We start from the raw sequence: 16,117 nt of genomic DNA, 5'->3' as shown, positions 1-16,117 counted from the left end.
GCCGCTTCAGATAATCTCAGCCCTCGTCGGTATAGGTCACGCCAAGCCCTGCGAGCATGCGCCAATAGGCCGGGAAGGTTTTGCCGACGCAGTCCGGATCGAGGATCGTGATGCCCGCGATCTTCAGGCCGGCGAGCGCAAAGCTCATGGCAATGCGATGGTCGGCGAAGGTGTCGATGTTGGCAGGCAGGCGTTGTCCAACCAGCGATGGATCGGACTGGACAACCAGATCGTCGCCTTCCTCGGCCGCGAGCCCCTGGCGGATGTTGTTGAGCCCGGTCGAGACGGCGCGGATACGATCGCATTCCTTGACGCGCAGATTGGCGATGCCGACGAAGCGGACCGGCGTCTCGTTGAAAGCCGCAAGAACGGCCAAGGTCGGAACAGCATCCTGCATCTGCGAACCGTCGATAACGGCTGGAAGATGCGGGAATTGGGCGATCAGATCATAGGCCTTCGCGTCCGGCTGCGTGAACGCGCCATTCGCGACACCGAGGTCGATCTTGCCCGATGTCAGCACTTCGGCCGCCCAGAGATAGGTCGCGGCAGAGGCGTCGGGCTCGATCACGAAATCTGCTGCCGTGTAGCCGGTCGGCTCGACGCGCCAGGTCACCGCGCTCGTCTTCTCGACCTTGGCGCCGAAGGCGCGCATCGCCGCTGTGGTCAGATCGATGTAGCCGAGCGCGCCGATGTCCTCGCCTAGCAGTTCGATCGTCACCGCCTTGTCGCCGCCAGCAGCCATCATCAGCAGCGCCGAGACATATTGGCTCGACAGGCCGCCATCGATCTGGATGCGGCTCGCCTCAAAACGGCCAGTGCCCTTGACGGTGACCGGCGGGCAGCCGGTTTCGGTCGACGCGTCGATGCCGAGCGAACGCAGTGCATCGACCAGCGGACCGATCGGGCGCTTGCGCATGTGCTGGTCGCCGTCGACGACGACGGTGCCATCCACCAGGGCGGCAGCGGCCGTGAGGAAGCGCGTCGCCGTTCCGGCGTTGCCGAGGAAAAGCGGCACCTGCGGCGGCAGCAGCTTGCCGCTGCCCGTGACGACAAAGCTCGTGTCATCCGGCTCTTCGATGATGACACCCATGGCGCGGAGAGCGTCGGCCATATAGCGCGTGTCGTCGCTCTTCAAAGCGCCGGTCAGGCGGCTCCTGCCCTTGGCGAGACCTGCCAGGAGCAGCGCGCGGTTGGTGATCGATTTCGAGCCGGGCGGGACGGCGCGACCTGTCAGCGGCTTGTCCGGCGGGATGATGGTGAGCTTGTCTTTACTCATTGCCTGTCTTTTCCGTCTTTGCGCGAGGGCCATATCAGGCCACGATCATGCCCTGCTCATAGCAGTTTTTACGCAAAGGCAAATGGCGGATATCAGAACTTTACCGTCGGAACGGCGCGATCCGCTTCGTTGGTGATCTCGAAATAGTCCCGCTTCTGGAAGCCGAACTGGCCAGCGACAAGGTTGGAGGGGAAGCTTTCGACCTTGACGTTCAGATCACGGGCGGCGCCATTGTAGTAACGGCGGGCCATCTGGATTTCGCTTTCCATCGTCTCCAGCGAGGTCTGCAACTCGCGGAAATTTTCGTTCGCCTTCAGGTCGGGATAGGCTTCGGCCAGGGCCAGCACACGGCCGAGCGCCTGGCCGAGTAGACCTTCCGCCTGGGCGCGGCCGGCGACGTCGCCCGTCGGAACCGATTGCGCCTTATTGCGCAGGGCAACGACCTCTTCGAGTGTCGTCTTCTCGTGGGCGGCATAGCCCTTGACCGTCTCGATCAGGTTCGGGATCAGGTCGGCGCGGCGCTTCAGCTGCACATCGATGCCGGACCAGGCTTCCTCGGCCATCTGCCGCGCGCGAACAAGGCCGTTGTAGACAAAGACGGCATAGAGCGCGACCAGAACAATAAGGCCAAGAATTACATACATTCGCGAATCCCCCGCAACGACCGAAAGTATGCCCGGAGACTATGCGGGTTACCGCAGATTGTCATCCCGCATTCCGGCCCTCTTTCGGGGCAATCACCGGACGGGGGTAGTGAAAAATCACGATACCGTCGCACCGGCCGAAGCCCTATTTTCACTCTGCACGTTGAACTGGCGTGCATACGCAAACTGCGACAAGGATCATTCAGACCATGAGCGCGTTTATTTTCCTGCTCAACATACTGGCCATCGCAACGTACTTTTTCGTCCAGAGCAAGGCTCGTCCGGTGGAACGCCGCGTCGAGATCAGAAGCGACGAGCGCCGCTGACTGCCGCTCTTCAAGCGGCGGTTTTCGCCAAGTTCACCCCACCCGCATCCGTCTGCAGGAAGGCCTCACCGCAGGCCTTCGCCAGCGTCCGCACACGCAGGATATAGCTCTGACGTTCGGTAACCGAGATGACGCCGCGCGCATCCAGCAGATTGAAAACGTGTGACGCCTTGATGCACTGATCGTAAGCCGGGAAGACGCACTTGTGCAGCTTCTGATTATCGCTGTCGCCAGGAGCGCCGGCGGCGAGAAGCGCCTGGCATTCCTTTTCGGCATCGATGAAGTGGCGATGCAGCATTTCCGTATTGGCGTATTCGAAATTGTGCCGTGAATATTCCTGTTCGGCCTGTAGGAAGACATCGCCGTAGCTGATCTTCTCGTCGCCTTCGCGGCCGTTGAAGTTCAGGTCGTAGACGTTGTCGACGCCCTGCACATACATCGCCAGACGCTCGAGACCATAGGTCAACTCGCCCGCGACGGGCGAGCATTCGATACCGCAGACCTGCTGGAAATAAGTAAACTGCGACACTTCCATGCCGTCGCACCAGCACTCCCAGCCGAGACCCCAGGCGCCGAGCGTCGGGCTTTCCCAGTCGTCTTCGACGAAACGGATGTCATGCAGCAGCGGATCGAGGCCGATGGCGGCGAGCGAGCCGAGATAGAGTTCCTGCAGGTTCGGCGGGTTTGGCTTCAGCAGGACCTGATACTGGTAATAGTGCTGCAGGCGGTTCGGGTTCTCGCCATAACGGCCGTCCGAGGGACGGCGCGACGGCTGCACATAAGCAGCCTTCCATGGCTTCGGGCCGAGCGCACGAAGCGTCGTTGCCGGATGGAACGTGCCGGCGCCAACCTCCATGTCGTAAGGCTGCAGCACCGCACAACCCTTGTCCGCCCAATAGTTATGGAGCGTAAGGATCAGCGCCTGGAACGAGCGCTTCGGGTTCATATGGTCGGGGATTGCTGCAGACATGGAACGGCTTCCGAATTCGTACAAAAGTGCGCGGACAGGTGCCACGCCCGGCCAGACGGGTCAAGGCTTTTACGGCCCTACTCGTCCTCGTCCTTTTTCAGGTGGTATTCGCCGGTAACCGGATCCTTGACCAGCGTGCCGATGGCGCCGGTCTGGCGCTCCTTCTCTTCCCGACGGGATCGTGCGGCCAGTCGTTGCGCGTCGGCGACGAAGCGGCGATAGAGAAGCCAGGCGCCGACCAGCAGAACGACGATGATTATCAGTTGCGGCATGATGCCAGCCTTTAATCCCTCAGAGCCCGTAGCGGCTCCACAATGCTTTCTCCTCGGCGGCGTCGACGAGCCCGGTTGCGAGACCGGCGCCTGCGCCTTCCAGGTTGGCTGACGATATACCCGGAATGCGCCTTCCGAAAAGACCGCGCGCTGGCATCACCAGTTCGAGCTTGGTTTTCGCCCCATAGCGACGCTTCAATTCCTGACGCATGTCGCCCAGTCCGTCGATAAGGCCGAGTTCGAGGCCGCGAGTGCCGGTCCAGAAAAGGCCAGAAAAGACCACATCGTCGTTCTTCAACTTACCAGCGCGCCGTTCGCGAACCATGGAGATGAAGACCTGATGAATCTCCAGCTGAAGGGTCTTCAGGTATTCAATGTCCTTTTCCTTCTCCGGTTGGAACGGATCGAGGATCACCTTGTTCTCACCCGCCGTATAGACGCGGCGCTCTACTCCGATCTTCTTTAGCAGCTCCGGAAAGCCGAAGCCGCCGGAGACGACGCCGATCGAGCCGACGATGGAGGTGGGGTCCGCAATGATCTCGTCGCCGGCAAGAGCGATCATGTAGCCGCCGGATGCGGCAACATCCTCGACGAAGACAAGAACCTTCTTCTGCTTTTCACGCGCAAGGTCGCGGATGCGGCTGAAGACGAGGCGCGACTGAACCGGAGAGCCGCCTGGAGAATTGAGCGAGATGGCAACCGCCGGCGCATCCTTGAAGCTGAAGGCCTTTTCGAGGACCTGCGCGGCGGAGGCCAGATTGAGCGTCGGCCGGAATTGGCTTCCACCGCTCATGATCGGGCCGTGAAGCCGGACGACGGGGATTACCACGCCGTCCCTACGGAAACGCTTCGGCAGCAACCTCTTCAAAAATCCGGCCATTTTCCATCCTTTGCGACAAGATCAGCGAACGTCTTCCATGTATGCAACGGAGCGACAAACGCAATGGCTGCCGCAGAAAACATCTGCGAACCACAATTCTTGTTGCGAATGACTTGCATTATCATTCCAATCAGACATACTGGTTGCATCGAAAATAGGCGGACACTCATGGACATCGTAAATCCGAACGCGAAGACCGGCTGGCGACACGAGCGCGAAGAGGCATCGCTTTCCGATGTTTACCGTTCGGTCCAGACGCACAAACAGGGCTCGCGCTGGCGCCGCGTCGCTGCGTTCCTCGGTCCCGGCTACATGGTCGCCGTCGGCTATATGGATCCCGGCAACTGGGCGACTTCGCTCGCCGGTGGTTCGAAGTTCGGCTATGCGCTGTTGACCGTCGCGTTGCTGTCCAACCTGATGGCGATCGTTCTGCAATCGCTCTGTGCTCGGCTTGCTATCGCCTCCGGCCGGGACCTTGCCCAGGCCTGCCGTGACGCCTATCCGAAATACGTCTCGGTGCCACTGTGGGCTTTTGCGGAAATCGCCATTATCGCAACCGATATTGCCGAAGTGATCGGCACAGCCATCGGCCTCAACCTGCTCTTCGGCATCCCACTAGAACTCGGCGTGCTTATCACCTCGCTCGACGTCTTCCTTATTCTCTATCTGCAGAAGATCGGCTTCCGCTGGGTGGAAGCCTTCGTGATTGCCCTGCTCGGCATCATCGCTGTATGCTTCGGCGTGCAGATCTTCCTGGCGGATCCGGAATGGGGCGCTGTAATCCGGGGCTTCTTCCCAACGACCGAGATCGTTTCCAATCCCGAGATGCTTTATCTCGCGCTCGGCATTCTCGGCGCCACCGTGATGCCGCACAATCTTTATCTGCATTCCGGTATCGTCCAGACGCGCGCATACGGCCATACGATACCGGAGAAGCGCGAGGCGCTGACCTATGCGACGATCGACTCGACCATCGCGTTGTGCTTTGCGCTGCTGATCAACGCTTCGATCCTGATCCTCGCGGCGGCTGCCTTCCATACCAATGGCAAGACGGATGTCGTGGAATTGGGCGAAGCCTCGTCGCTGCTTGCGCCGTTGCTCGGCCTTGCAATCGCGCCGACACTGTTCGGCATCGCGCTGCTCTGCTGCGGCCTGAATTCGACCGTAACCGCAACGCTTGCGGGCCAGATCGTCATGGAAGGCTTCCTGAAGATCAGACTCCAGCCATGGGTCCGCCGCCTGATCACGCGTGCGATCGCCATCATTCCGGCCGCCTTCGTCACCATTTGGTACGGAGACAAGGGCACGGCGGAACTGCTGATCCTGACACAGGTGGTGCTCAGCCTGCAGCTTTCCTTCGCTGTCTTCCCGCTGGTAATGTTTACGGCCAGCAAGGCGAAGATGGGCGCGCTGGTCGCTCCACGCTGGCTGAGCGGAATCGCTTATGTGATTGCGGTCCTGATTGCCGGCCTGAACGTCAAGCTGCTATTCGACTTCGTCGTCGGTTAGCGCCTGGCATAGGCCGCCCGGCCATTGTTGAGATCGTCGACGAAGGGGGAGAATTTATGCGTCCCCTCCTCGTGCATGATGAGTGGCGCGCGCAGCGAAAGCCGCGCGCGCGACCCTTTTATCGCCGTGACCAGGATGCGCACGGCGTTCTCGCCCTCGCGCGGATGGATCGCGGTGACTTCGATGCCGCCGAAGCGGCGCCCGCAGGCGTCAATGATCTCGGCAATCGATTCCGGTCGCGCGATGAGTGATAGCTGCCCGCCGGGGATCATGATCGCCCCGGCCGTCCGCACCCAGCTTTCGAACAGTCCGTCCGTCATCGCGTGTGCCTCCGCCTTCAAGGCATCGGGGGTGCGGCGATCACCTGCATCGTTGAACGGCGGGTTCATGATGACGTGATGGAAGCTCTCGTCGACAAGGCCGGCCTCATTGCGCGCCTTCGCCTTCAGGGTCACATCCGCTTCAACTACGGCGACACGGTCCGCGACATGTGCATTTTCCGGCAGCAGGATGCTGCGGCGCGCATAGTCAGCCATCTCGCCGGAGCGTTCGAAAAGCACGACTTCGGCCCTCGGCAGACGCGACGCCACGGCCAAGCCGGCAGCACCGGCGCCGGCGCCAAGATCGGCAACCTTGACCGGACGGTCATCGGCGACGAGCGCAGCAAGCAACATCGCGTCCATGCCGGAACGGTGCCCCCTGCCCTTCGGCTGCAGCACATGGAAGAGCCCCCGATGGAAGGCGTCTATGGTTTCGGCAATATTCCCCGTCATCATAGACTCACTTCGGAGCGCGCAGTTCGCCGCCTAGTCCGGCATCCACCAGAATGCGTCGCGCTCGATCGGCTTGTTCGTCATCGACAAGGAGTCGGCGCGGCAGCATGCCGAGCGACCCTTCCAGAATGCTCATGCCCTGATCGGCGATGAAGCAGTGAATACCGGCATCCTTCAGCAGACTTTCCGCGAAGGAGAGCAGCACGGGATCGTTGGCGCGAATAAGTTCATGCATTTGCGGGAAAATCCCTTTCAAATTTGCGCGACGCGACAATTCACCCCTTGCCGCGCCAATCGCCCCTTTCTATTGTCGAACTCAATAATTTAACAGGAGTCCGGGTCGTTGGGCGTGGTCATACCGCTTGAAGAAAGCAAAAACAAACTGGCATCCGTCAAGCCGCTGGTCGATTTGACCAAGGCGGACATGGAGCGGGTGAACCAGCTTATCCTTTCCAAGGCCGGCTCCGACGTCCAGATGATTCCCGAGGTGGCCAACCATCTCATCTCGTCCGGCGGCAAGCGTCTGCGTCCGATGCTGACTTTGGCGTCGGCCGCATTGTTCGGCTACAAGGGCGAGAACCACATCAAGCTCGCGACATCCGTCGAGTTCATGCACACGGCGACGTTGCTGCATGATGATGTCGTCGATGAAAGCGACCTTCGTCGGGGCAAGTCCACGGCCCGCATGATCTGGGGCAACCAGGCAAGCGTGCTCGTCGGCGACTTCCTGCTCGGCCAGGCGTTCCGTATGATGGTGGATGTCGGCTCGCTCGATGCGCTGGACGTCCTCTCCGCGGCCGCTTGCGTGATCGCCGAAGGCGAAGTGCTGCAGCTCTCCGTCGCCAAGAACATGGAAACGACGGAAGACGATTACCTTGCCGTTATCCGGGCCAAGACGGCGGCATTGTTCGCCGCGGCTGCCGAAGTCGGCCCAATCGTCGCCGATGCCGGCAAATCCGGGCGCAACGCGCTGAAATCCTACGGCATGAACCTCGGCCTTGCCTTCCAGCTCGTCGACGACGCGCTTGACTACGGCGGCAAGGCAGCCGATCTCGGCAAGAATGTCGGCGACGACTTCCGCGAAGGCAAGATCACGCTACCGGTTATCTTGGCCTATCGCCGCGGGACCGAGGAAGAACGGGCCTTCTGGCGACAAGCCATTGAAGGCGGCGAGAGCAGCGATCAGCATCTCGAAAAGGCGCTTGGCCTGATTACCAAGTATGGCACGCTGAACGATACCATTGCCCGCGCGGTTCATTACGGGACGATCGCACGCGATGCGCTCGCGCCGCTTCCGGACACGGCATGGAAATCGGCTCTGATGGAAGTCATCGACTTCTGCATCGAGCGCGTCAACTAATCGACGGTCACTGATCGCGGACTGATTTTATTGCAGGACCGCTTCAAAAAAGCCATCCTGTTGTGAGTCAGTCAATTCAACTGATTTGCAGCCGGACGAGGCCGGCTGCCCGACAAGAGAGGTTTTCTAATGCGGCAAAAACTTGCCATCCGTCTTCTTTCGAGCGCAGCCATGGCAGCGGTCATCTCGCTGGCAGCGCTCGGCGGCGTGAATGCCGAAGAGACGGCCAAGAAGGACGATGCCGCCACAGTAATCTTCGATCCGGATAGCGTCACGAGCTTCTCCGGCGCATTTTTGGCTGCCCGGACTGCCGACGTCGATCACGATTACGAGACGGCGATCGAGTTGTACAAGAAGGCGCTGCAGATCGAGCCTGGCAATCCGGAAATTCGCCAGCGCCTGATGATCTCGCTGCTTCTGAACGGCGACATCAAGGACGGCGTGAAATACGCCAACGATCTCAAGGGCGACCCGACGGTCGAGCGCATCACGACGATCGTGCGCAGCATGGATGCCATTCGTCGCGGCGAATACAAGACGGCTGAATCGCTCCTGAAATATACCGGGCCGAACGATCTCGACCGCATGATGAACGATCTGCTTGCCGCCTGGGCTCGCGTCGGCTCCGGCCGTGGCAAGGATGCCCTGTCGATGGTGCAGAGGATGAAGGGACCGGATTGGGTCGGTATCTTCAAGTCTTATAATGCCGGGGCAATCGCGATCGTGAACGGCGACGTCAAGGCCGCCCGTCAGAACCTCAACGATGCCGTGCTCGACAAGGACGGCGGCGCGACGGCGCCTGATACCTTCATGCGCGCTGTCATGGCGCTTGCCCGCCTGGAAGCCTCGCAGGGCAACAAGCAGAAGGCGCTGGACGCGATTTCCGTCGGAGACAACCTGCTGCCCAACTACGCTCCGCTGAACGCGTTGCGCCAAAGCATCGAAAAGGGCGAAAAGCAGGAACAGCAGGTTCAGACTGCCAAGCAGGGAGCGGCCGGCGTCCTATTCTCCATCGGCGGCGCGCTGAACCGCGACGGGGCTGAAGACATCGTTTCGCTTTATCTGCAGACCGCGAAGACGCTTGATCCGGACAGTGCTGATACGCTTGTCATGCTTGGCGGCATTGCCGAGAAGCAGGAGCAGATGGACCGCGCGATTGCTCTCTACAAGCAGGTGCCAGAGACCTCGCCGATGCGCCGCATCTCCGAACTTCAGCTCGGCCTTGCCCTGGCTCAAGGCGGCAAGGTGGAAGAAGCACGCAAGCACCTGCAGAGCCTGATCGCCTCGGATCCGAAGGACGTTCGCAGCTACCTCGCTTATGGCAGCGTACTGTCGGATGCGAAGGATTATGCCGCGATGGCCGACAATTACGACAAGGCGGTCGAAGTCCTTGGTCCACTACCCGGCAGGAGCGCATGGACAGTCTTCTTCCAGCGCGGCATCGCCTATGAACGCCTCAAGAAGTGGGACCAGGCCGAGCCGAATTTCCGCAAGGCGCTGGCGCTCAATCCGGACCAGCCGCAAGTGCTGAACTACCTCGGCTACTCCTGGATCGACATGAACCGGAACCTCGATGAGGGACTGGCGATGATCAAGAAGGCCGTCGATCTGAGGCCCGACGACGGTTACATCATCGACTCGCTCGGTTGGGCCTACTTCCGACTGAACCGCTTCGATGACGCGGTTAACGAGTTGGAGAAGGCCGCTCAGATCAAGGCTGGCGACGCCACGATCAACGACCATCTGGGCGATGCCTACTGGCGTGTCGGGCGCAAACTCGAAGCCGTCTACCAATGGAACCGTGCGCTGAGCTCGGAGCCTGAGGCCGCCGAGATCCCGAAGATCAAGGAAAAGATCGCCAACGGCTTGCCGCAGGATACCGACAGCTCAAGGGCCGCCGACAAAAAGCAGCCGGACCCGGCGCCCGTCGAGCCGAAGCCCACGGATAAGAAGTCCTGATAGGCGATGCCAACGGCGAGTTTGCGCGATGACGTGACCGTCATCGAGGACGCTCCGGCAAAGATCAATCTGGCCCTGCATGTGACGGGCCAGAGATCTGATGGATACCATCTCCTCGATATGTTGGTGACCTTCACCCGGCATGGAGATCGGTTGCAGTTTACGCCGGCCCAGCAGGACGAATTCGAGATCTCCGGGCGCTTCGCCGAAGCGCTTGGCGACAGCCGTGACGACAATCTTGTCCTTAAGGCCCGAGATTTTTTGCGCGACGCGATCGCTCGCGAGGGTGGCAGCACTCCCTCCGTCCGGATCCAGCTCCAGAAGAACCTTCCGATCGCGTCGGGGATCGGCGGCGGCTCGGCGGATGCCGCGGCGACGCTTCGCGGTCTGATGAAGCTGTGGGACGCGTCGCTTCCGCCTGAGACAGTTGCGGCAATCGCCGTTCGCCTTGGCGCCGACGTGCCGATGTGCCTGGCCAGTCAGCCGCTTGTCGCCCGGGGCATCGGCGAGAAAATCACCCTCCTCAACGACATGCCGATCTTTGCCATCGTACTGGCAAACCCTCTGAAGGGTGTATCGACGCCGGAAGTCTTCCGTAAGCTGACAACAAAGACCAATCCGCCGCTCGACATGGCACCTCGCCCTAGCTGGGTAGAGACGATAGGCGCGATGCGCAACGACCTTGAGCCGGTCGCGCGTGAGATACTGCCTGAGATCGCCGAAATCTCGGCGATGCTCAGGACGCAGGGAGCCTCGCTCGTTCGTATGTCAGGCTCCGGCGCCACGTGCTACGGCATTTTTGCGTCGCTTGCAGCGGCTCAAGGCGCGGCTGCGATGCTTCACAACGACCGGCCGGACTGGTATTTCGAAGCAACGGAAACGATTGCTGGAGGTCGTGATGCCAGGGCTGGATGAGACGCGAACCTTCATTCCGGTTGGCATTGCCGTGCTGACGGTCTCGGATACGCGGACGCTTTCCGATGATCGCTCCGGCGATACGCTGGCTGCCAGAATCAAGGAGGCGGGCCACCGGCTGATCGATCGTGCGATCGTTCCCGATGATCGGCTGGCAATCGCCTCGCGCGTCAAGGCCTGGACGGAACGAGACGATATCGACGTCGTGATCACGACGGGAGGAACGGGTTTTACCGGCCGCGACGTTACGCCGGAGGCTCTGGAGCCGCTTTTCGAGAAGAAGATGGACGGCTTTTCGGCGGTCTTCCACCGCATCTCCTACGACAAGATCGGCACCTCGACCATTCAGTCCAGAGCCACGGCAGGCGTTGCCAACGCAACCTTCATCTTCGTCCTGCCGGGCTCCCCCGGCGCCTGCAAGGATGCCTGGGACGGCATCCTGAAATCCCAGCTCGACTATCGCCACATGCCCTGCAACTTCGTGGAGATCATGCCGCGCCTCGACGAGCATCTGAAGCGCGGCGCCGGCAAGTAAGGATCTTCTCCGGCCACACAGTCCGTCGTGCTATGTCCCAATGCCCGGCAGGTTGGGCATCGTTTCCCAACTATCGCCCGACAGCAGAAGGCAGCTTATGCCTCTGGTATCGGTAATGAGCAGCGTCCACGTGCCGCTCTGCGCAGCGTAGACCTCAAGCATGGCGTTCTGATTGACCAGTCCGACTGCCGTCAGCCTTTCGGCAAAGTTCTTGTCGAGAAAATTGACGACCTCGGATCGGGCTGCGCAACTGCGCATCATCTGCGATGCTGCCGAATGCGGATGCGCGATCATCAATGTCGCCAATATGACCGCCGATACAAGGCCGTGGATCATATTGCGTTTCATGACGCACCTCCCTTTGCCGGATAACCGGCAGAAGAGGAGACTTCCGCTGACCTGTTCTGCCGTCTGCCGGCATTCCATGGTCGACCGTCACGAAGCGCGGCGCTCGGGCGGCGCCATGACCGAATTATAGCGCGAAATCGTATCGGGCGCCATTATTGCGGAGATGGAGATAACCGCTATCGGGCGGCGCGCGCGACCCAGGATGGAATCAGCTCGCTGGAAAGCTTCCGCAGCTTCTGCCCCTTTGCGAATTCGGAAAGGCGCATGCCGCTTCTTGCGGTTGCCACCGCCTGCTTCTTGGGAAGGAGAAGTCCAAGTTCCAGTGGCGAAGAGGCCCGGCTAATACGCTGCAGGAAAGGCCGCCGGTATCCACGCGACGCGGTGAACCGCGCCGGCAGCTTGTTGAGGGCCATATACTCAGCAATCTCATCGATCCAGCCGGTCTGCGGTCGTGCCCCCGGCTCCACGAAAAGCAACCATTCGCCTCGCGCAGAGTGCACTATATCCTTGATATCCCATTGCGAATGAAAGCGGCAGCCGGCGGCGTCGGCCACCCGCGACGTCCCGTCCCGCGAGTCATGGTCCAGCACCACCACGTCGCTGACGAGCCCCTCCACCGCGCCTGCAACCAACACCGATAACGTCTGCGCCAGCTCAGGTTCCTGATCCTGGCATTCCAGTACTACTGTCAACATTGCCTATTCATAGAGCGCCGCACAAAATTTTGCCAGCGGCACTTTCCTCATTTTGTTCTTGCATTGTTCTCATTTTATCGATAGGAATTTAATCATCAAAACGGACGAAAGCAAAGCTTTCGCCAGCGGAGAATCCGATGAACGAGCAGTCCCTTGCAGGGCAGGCCGCATTCGCGCCTGCCAATACGGCAGATATTGCCGATGCGATGATCGTATCTGCCGGCTTGCGGATCGATGTCGACCGTCGCCGCGGACGTGCGGCGGGATTGAATCCAAGCGGACGTTTCGAACCTATGCGCCGGGAGGCCATCGATGATGGCTGGCAGAATCTTGAAGACCTGCCGCCGTTCAAGACCGAGGTTCAGATCGAGAAGCCTCGGACGGCAATCACCCGCAACGAGTCACCGGACATTCCCTTCGACCGCTCGATCAATCCCTATCGCGGCTGCGAGCACGGCTGCATCTACTGCTTCGCGCGGCCAACGCACGCCTATATGGGGCTTTCCGCCGGTCTCGACTTTGAAGCCAAGCTCTTTGCGAAGCCGGATGCAGCCAAGCTGCTGGAACGTGAACTGGCAAAGCCCGGCTATAAGCCGCGCGTGATCGCGATCGGCACCAACACCGATCCCTACCAGCCGATCGAGAAGGAATGGCGCATCATGCGGCAGATTCTCGAGGTGCTTGAGAAGGCGAACCATCCGGTTTCGATCGTCACCAAATCGGCGATGATCATGCGCGACCTCGATATTCTCTCGGCGATGGCGGAGAGGAATCTCGTCCGCGTGTCACTGTCGGTCACCACGCTCGACCGAAAGCTCGCGCGGACGATGGAGCCCCGCGCCTCGACCCCCACGCGTCGGCTGGAAGCCATCCGCGCCCTCTCAGAGGCAGGCATCCAGACATCGGTGATGGCTGCCCCGATGATTCCGGCGCTCAACGACCATGAACTCGAGCGTATCTTGGAGTCAGCCCATGCGGCGGGTGCTACAGAGGCGGGCTATGTCATCCTGCGTCTGCCGCTCGAAGTCTCGCCGCTATTTCGGGACTGGCTGCTGCAGAATTATCCCGACCGCTACCGGCATGTCATGTCGCTCGTCCGCTCGATGCGCGGCGGCAAGGATTACGACGCGGAGTTCGGCAAGCGAATGAAGGGCGCTGGGCCTTACGCTTGGCAGATTGCGCGCCGTTTCGAAATGGCGACGAAACGGCTCGGCATGACCCGCCGCAGCATGCCGTTGCGGGATGATCTCTTCGTTCCGCCCGATGGCAGCGGCGTGCAGCTTTCGCTGCTTTGATTTTTCCAGCTTCGCGGATGGTCGCCCTGCCCTTCCGCGCTCAAGTCCCCGGCCCGCCGCCCTGATCCGGGGACTTGCAGGAAATCGGGTTGGCGTGCGAGGGTCAGCCGCATGAAACGTCGCACGCCACCCGATTCTCCTATGCTTTTCGAATACGTCCCCCTCGTGCCGGATTTTCGGCTCGAGCTGAAGGCGCGCAAGGCTGGCCACTGGCCGGTCGCCGGCGCGGATGAAGCTGGACGCGGTCCTCTCGCTGGCCCAGTGGTCGCAGCCGCCGTCATCCTCGACCCCAAGCGTATTCCCGATGGCTTGAACGATTCGAAGCAGCTTTCGGCACAGAAGCGCGAGGAGCTCTTTGCGCAGATCCTCGCGACCGCAACGGTGTCGATCGCCTCGTCAAGTTCTACACGCATCGATGAAACGGATATCCGCAAGGCGAGCCTGGATGCCATGCGGCGTGCCATCTGTGGCTTGTCGATCCCTGCTAGCTATGTGCTGACAGACGGCCTCGATGTGCCGCCTGGCCTTCTCTGCCCCGGCCAGGCTGTCGTCAAGGGAGACGCGCGCTCCGTCTCGATCGCCGCAGCCTCCATCGTCGCCAAGGTGACGCGCGACCGCATGATGGCGCGTGCCGACAGTACGTTTCCCGCTTATGGCTTTGCTGCGCATGTCGGCTATGGCACCGCGCAACACCGCGCCGGCATCGAGAAGCACGGTCCGTGCTCGCTGCATCGCATGACCTTCAGCCCGCTGAAGAAGGTGCAGGGCGTCGATATCGATGTCGATATCGGAATCGACTGATCTCGCTTACCGACGACAACTAAGGTCCCAAACTAAAAAAGCCCCGCAAAGCGGGGCTTTTCGAAAGCGTAATGCTCACCTTAGTTGAGGCGGCTCTTGACGTTACCGATGGCGTCGCTGAAGAGCTCGGACTGAACCTTCGTGTCTGCCTTCTTCGCCAGAACGTTCTCGGCAGCGGCAATAGCCAGATCGACGGCAGCGGAACGAACAGCCTTCATCGCGTCGGCTTCAGCCTGCTTGATCTTCTGTTCGGAAACGGCCGTGCGGTTGGCAACGAATTCTTCCGTTTTCTTCTTGGCTTCAGCCGTCAGCATTTCGGCTTCGCGCTCGGCCGCAGCAACGATGTGTGCGGCTTCGGCTTCAGCTTCCTTGCGCTTGCGCTGATACTCGGCCAGCAGATGCTGGGCCTCTTCACGCAGACGCTTGGCTTCCGACAGTTCGTTGCGGATCTGATCAGCACGGTCGTCCAGCGACTTTGCCATCATACCCGGAACCTTCAGGTAGACAACCAGCGCCAGGAACAGGACGAGGCCGACAAATGCGAAGAATGTTGCGTCGAGTGCAAATTCCATCGATCAAGCCCCCTTCTTGATGTCTGCAACCGCAGCGGCAACATCTGCCTTCGCGGAGGTGCCGATCAGCTGTTCTACGACGGCGGTTGCGGTTTCTTCAGCGATCGCACCGACGTCCGCGAACGCCTTCGCCTTGATGTCGGCGATGCGGCCTTCGGCAGCCTTCAGCTTTTCAGCCAGGCTTGCTTCAACGGCCTTGCGGTCGGCTTCGGCCTTCAGCTTGGCAGCGTCGCGGGCTGCGGTACCGATCGAATTTGACTTGGCGCGGGCTGCGGCCAGCTCGGCTTCGTAAGCGGCAACGTCGGCGTCGGCCTCCGCCTTCAGGCGGCTTGCCTCACCGAGATCCTGCGAGATGCGGCTGTGGCGCTGCTCGAGAATATTGCCGATGCGCGGTGCGATGACCTTTTGCATGAGCACGAAGAAGGCGACAAACGTAATCGCCAGCCACAGCAGCTGCGAGGGGTAGGTCTTCGCATCGAAAGGCGGGAATACGCCGCCACCATGATGCTCGGCTGGTACGCCGGTCTCGGTGTGGACATCGCCTGCAGCCGGGGCGGCATGCGCGTCTGCACCAGTTTCTGCGGTTCCCGCCGGGGCCTCTTCGGCGTAAGCCGGGGTCACAAAAAACATGCTCACCTCCAGGTGTACTGCAAATGCAAAGGATCACGGCATGCGGGCTGCAGGCCGTGATCCTTCAATGCGCCTGTATTAAACGGCGAAGAGCAGGAGGAGAGCGACGAGCAGCGAGAAGATGCCCAGAGCTTCCGTAACGGCGAAGCCGAAAACCAGACGGCCGAACTGGCTGTCAGCGGCAGACGGGTTGCGCAGCGCGCCGGACAGGTAGCTGCCGAAGATGTTGCCGAGGCCGAGAGCCGTACCGGCCATACCGAGGCAAGCCAGACCTGCGCCGATGTACTTTGCTGCGATGGGATCCATATTTTCACTCCTTTGAAATGGTTGTTACGGCGAATTGACTGACGCCCATGG

19 protein-coding genes are annotated in these 16,117 nt (G+C 60.8%); 7 read left to right on the top strand and 12 right to left on the bottom strand.

The annotated features are described in order from the left end of the window. Positions 1–16 precede the first annotated feature (16 nt). The 5 genes from aroA to FHX16_RS04470 all read right to left on the bottom strand — a co-directional run bounded on the left by aroA (position 17) and on the right by FHX16_RS04470 (position 4,368). The gene (gene aroA / locus FHX16_RS04490; RefSeq protein ID WP_183859981.1) at positions 17–1,276 is read right to left on the bottom strand and encodes a 3-phosphoshikimate 1-carboxyvinyltransferase; all 1,260 of its coding nucleotides are present in this window, start codon (positions 1,274–1,276) and stop codon (positions 17–19) included. A gap of 92 nt (positions 1,277–1,368) precedes the next feature. Then, the gene (locus FHX16_RS04485; RefSeq protein WP_114711716.1) at positions 1,369–1,920 is read right to left on the bottom strand and encodes a LemA family protein; all 552 of its coding nucleotides are present in this window, start codon (positions 1,918–1,920) and stop codon (positions 1,369–1,371) included. Positions 1,921–2,256: 336 nt separating this feature from the next. Continuing rightward, positions 2,257–3,216, bottom strand: coding sequence for a glycine--tRNA ligase subunit alpha (locus FHX16_RS04480; protein ID WP_183752351.1), 960 nt, complete (start codon positions 3,214–3,216; stop codon positions 2,257–2,259). Positions 3,217–3,293: 77 nt separating this feature from the next. Beyond that, positions 3,294–3,488 carry a hypothetical protein gene (locus FHX16_RS04475; protein WP_016552949.1) on the bottom strand — a complete coding sequence of 65 codons (195 nt, stop codon included), beginning with the start codon at positions 3,486–3,488 and terminating at the stop codon, positions 3,294–3,296. Positions 3,489–3,507: 19 nt separating this feature from the next. After that, the gene (locus FHX16_RS04470; protein WP_183752353.1) at positions 3,508–4,368 is read right to left on the bottom strand and encodes a S49 family peptidase; all 861 of its coding nucleotides are present in this window, start codon (positions 4,366–4,368) and stop codon (positions 3,508–3,510) included. Positions 4,369–4,536: 168 nt separating this feature from the next. On the opposite strand from FHX16_RS04470, the gene FHX16_RS04465 reads away from it, so the two are divergent. Continuing rightward, positions 4,537–5,877, top strand: coding sequence for an Nramp family divalent metal transporter (locus FHX16_RS04465; RefSeq protein ID WP_183859983.1), 1,341 nt, complete (start codon positions 4,537–4,539; stop codon positions 5,875–5,877). Here the strand turns inward: FHX16_RS04465 and FHX16_RS04460 are convergent. Both FHX16_RS04460 and FHX16_RS04455 read right to left on the bottom strand, forming a co-directional pair. Then, the gene (locus tag FHX16_RS04460) at positions 5,874–6,650 is read right to left on the bottom strand and encodes a tRNA1(Val) (adenine(37)-N6)-methyltransferase (RefSeq protein ID WP_183860742.1); all 777 of its coding nucleotides are present in this window, start codon (positions 6,648–6,650) and stop codon (positions 5,874–5,876) included. The two genes, FHX16_RS04465 and FHX16_RS04460, sit on opposite strands and share 4 nt — an antisense overlap. A gap of 7 nt (positions 6,651–6,657) precedes the next feature. Beyond that, entirely contained in the window at positions 6,658–6,885 is a 228-nt protein-coding gene (locus tag FHX16_RS04455; protein WP_016552945.1) for a DUF2007 domain-containing protein, read from the bottom strand. Positions 6,886–6,993: 108 nt separating this feature from the next. Between FHX16_RS04455 and FHX16_RS04450 the strand changes: the two genes are divergently transcribed. From FHX16_RS04450 to moaB, 4 genes are all read left to right on the top strand, one after another. Further along, positions 6,994–8,010 carry a polyprenyl synthetase family protein gene (locus FHX16_RS04450; protein ID WP_016552944.1) on the top strand — a complete coding sequence of 339 codons (1,017 nt, stop codon included), beginning with the start codon at positions 6,994–6,996 and terminating at the stop codon, positions 8,008–8,010. Positions 8,011–8,139: 129 nt separating this feature from the next. Further along, the gene (locus FHX16_RS04445; protein WP_183752357.1) at positions 8,140–9,969 is read left to right on the top strand and encodes a tetratricopeptide repeat protein; all 1,830 of its coding nucleotides are present in this window, start codon (positions 8,140–8,142) and stop codon (positions 9,967–9,969) included. A gap of 6 nt (positions 9,970–9,975) precedes the next feature. Then, positions 9,976–10,884, top strand: coding sequence for a 4-(cytidine 5'-diphospho)-2-C-methyl-D-erythritol kinase (locus FHX16_RS04440; protein ID WP_183859985.1), 909 nt, complete (start codon positions 9,976–9,978; stop codon positions 10,882–10,884). Next, positions 10,868–11,419, top strand: a complete 552-nt coding sequence (moaB, locus tag FHX16_RS04435) for a molybdenum cofactor biosynthesis protein B (protein ID WP_183859987.1) — start codon at positions 10,868–10,870, stop codon at positions 11,417–11,419. Before FHX16_RS04440 ends, moaB begins: the two co-directional genes overlap by 17 nt. 30 nt (positions 11,420–11,449) lie before the next feature. Here moaB and FHX16_RS04430 read toward each other — a convergent pair whose 3' ends face one another. Next, positions 11,450–11,767 (bottom strand): hypothetical protein, encoded by a 318-nt coding sequence (locus tag FHX16_RS04430; protein ID WP_183752362.1) that lies wholly within the window; start codon positions 11,765–11,767, stop codon positions 11,450–11,452. Positions 11,768–11,943: 176 nt separating this feature from the next. Continuing rightward, positions 11,944–12,462 (bottom strand): glycosyl transferase, encoded by a 519-nt coding sequence (locus FHX16_RS04425; protein WP_183859989.1) that lies wholly within the window; start codon positions 12,460–12,462, stop codon positions 11,944–11,946. A gap of 137 nt (positions 12,463–12,599) precedes the next feature. Between FHX16_RS04425 and FHX16_RS04420 the strand changes: the two genes are divergently transcribed. Together FHX16_RS04420 and FHX16_RS04415 are read left to right on the top strand one after the other, a co-directional pair. Beyond that, positions 12,600–13,757 (top strand): PA0069 family radical SAM protein, encoded by a 1,158-nt coding sequence (locus FHX16_RS04420; RefSeq protein WP_183859991.1) that lies wholly within the window; start codon positions 12,600–12,602, stop codon positions 13,755–13,757. 111 nt (positions 13,758–13,868) lie between these two features. Then, complete coding sequence (locus tag FHX16_RS04415) at positions 13,869–14,558, top strand: ribonuclease HII (RefSeq protein ID WP_259126626.1); 690 nt, start codon at positions 13,869–13,871, stop codon at positions 14,556–14,558. Between the two features lie 80 nt (positions 14,559–14,638). Here FHX16_RS04415 and FHX16_RS04410 read toward each other — a convergent pair whose 3' ends face one another. From FHX16_RS04410 to FHX16_RS04400, 3 genes are all read right to left on the bottom strand, one after another. Beyond that, complete coding sequence (locus FHX16_RS04410) at positions 14,639–15,130, bottom strand: F0F1 ATP synthase subunit B (RefSeq protein ID WP_114711695.1); 492 nt, start codon at positions 15,128–15,130, stop codon at positions 14,639–14,641. Between the two features lie 3 nt (positions 15,131–15,133). Beyond that, on the bottom strand, positions 15,134–15,760 hold the full coding sequence (locus tag FHX16_RS04405; RefSeq protein ID WP_183752376.1) for a F0F1 ATP synthase subunit B: 627 nt from the start codon (positions 15,758–15,760) through the stop codon (positions 15,134–15,136). Between the two features lie 78 nt (positions 15,761–15,838). Beyond that, complete coding sequence (locus tag FHX16_RS04400) at positions 15,839–16,066, bottom strand: F0F1 ATP synthase subunit C (protein WP_016552934.1); 228 nt, start codon at positions 16,064–16,066, stop codon at positions 15,839–15,841. Between the last annotated feature and the right edge of the window lie 51 nt (positions 16,067–16,117).

The organism is Rhizobium sp. BK661 (assembly GCF_024808825.1).
In the GTDB taxonomy this organism is placed as follows: Bacteria; Pseudomonadota; Alphaproteobacteria; order Rhizobiales; family Rhizobiaceae; genus Rhizobium.
Note: the sequence above shows the minus strand (reverse complement) of the source record. Positions and strands in the feature narration are given on the sequence as shown.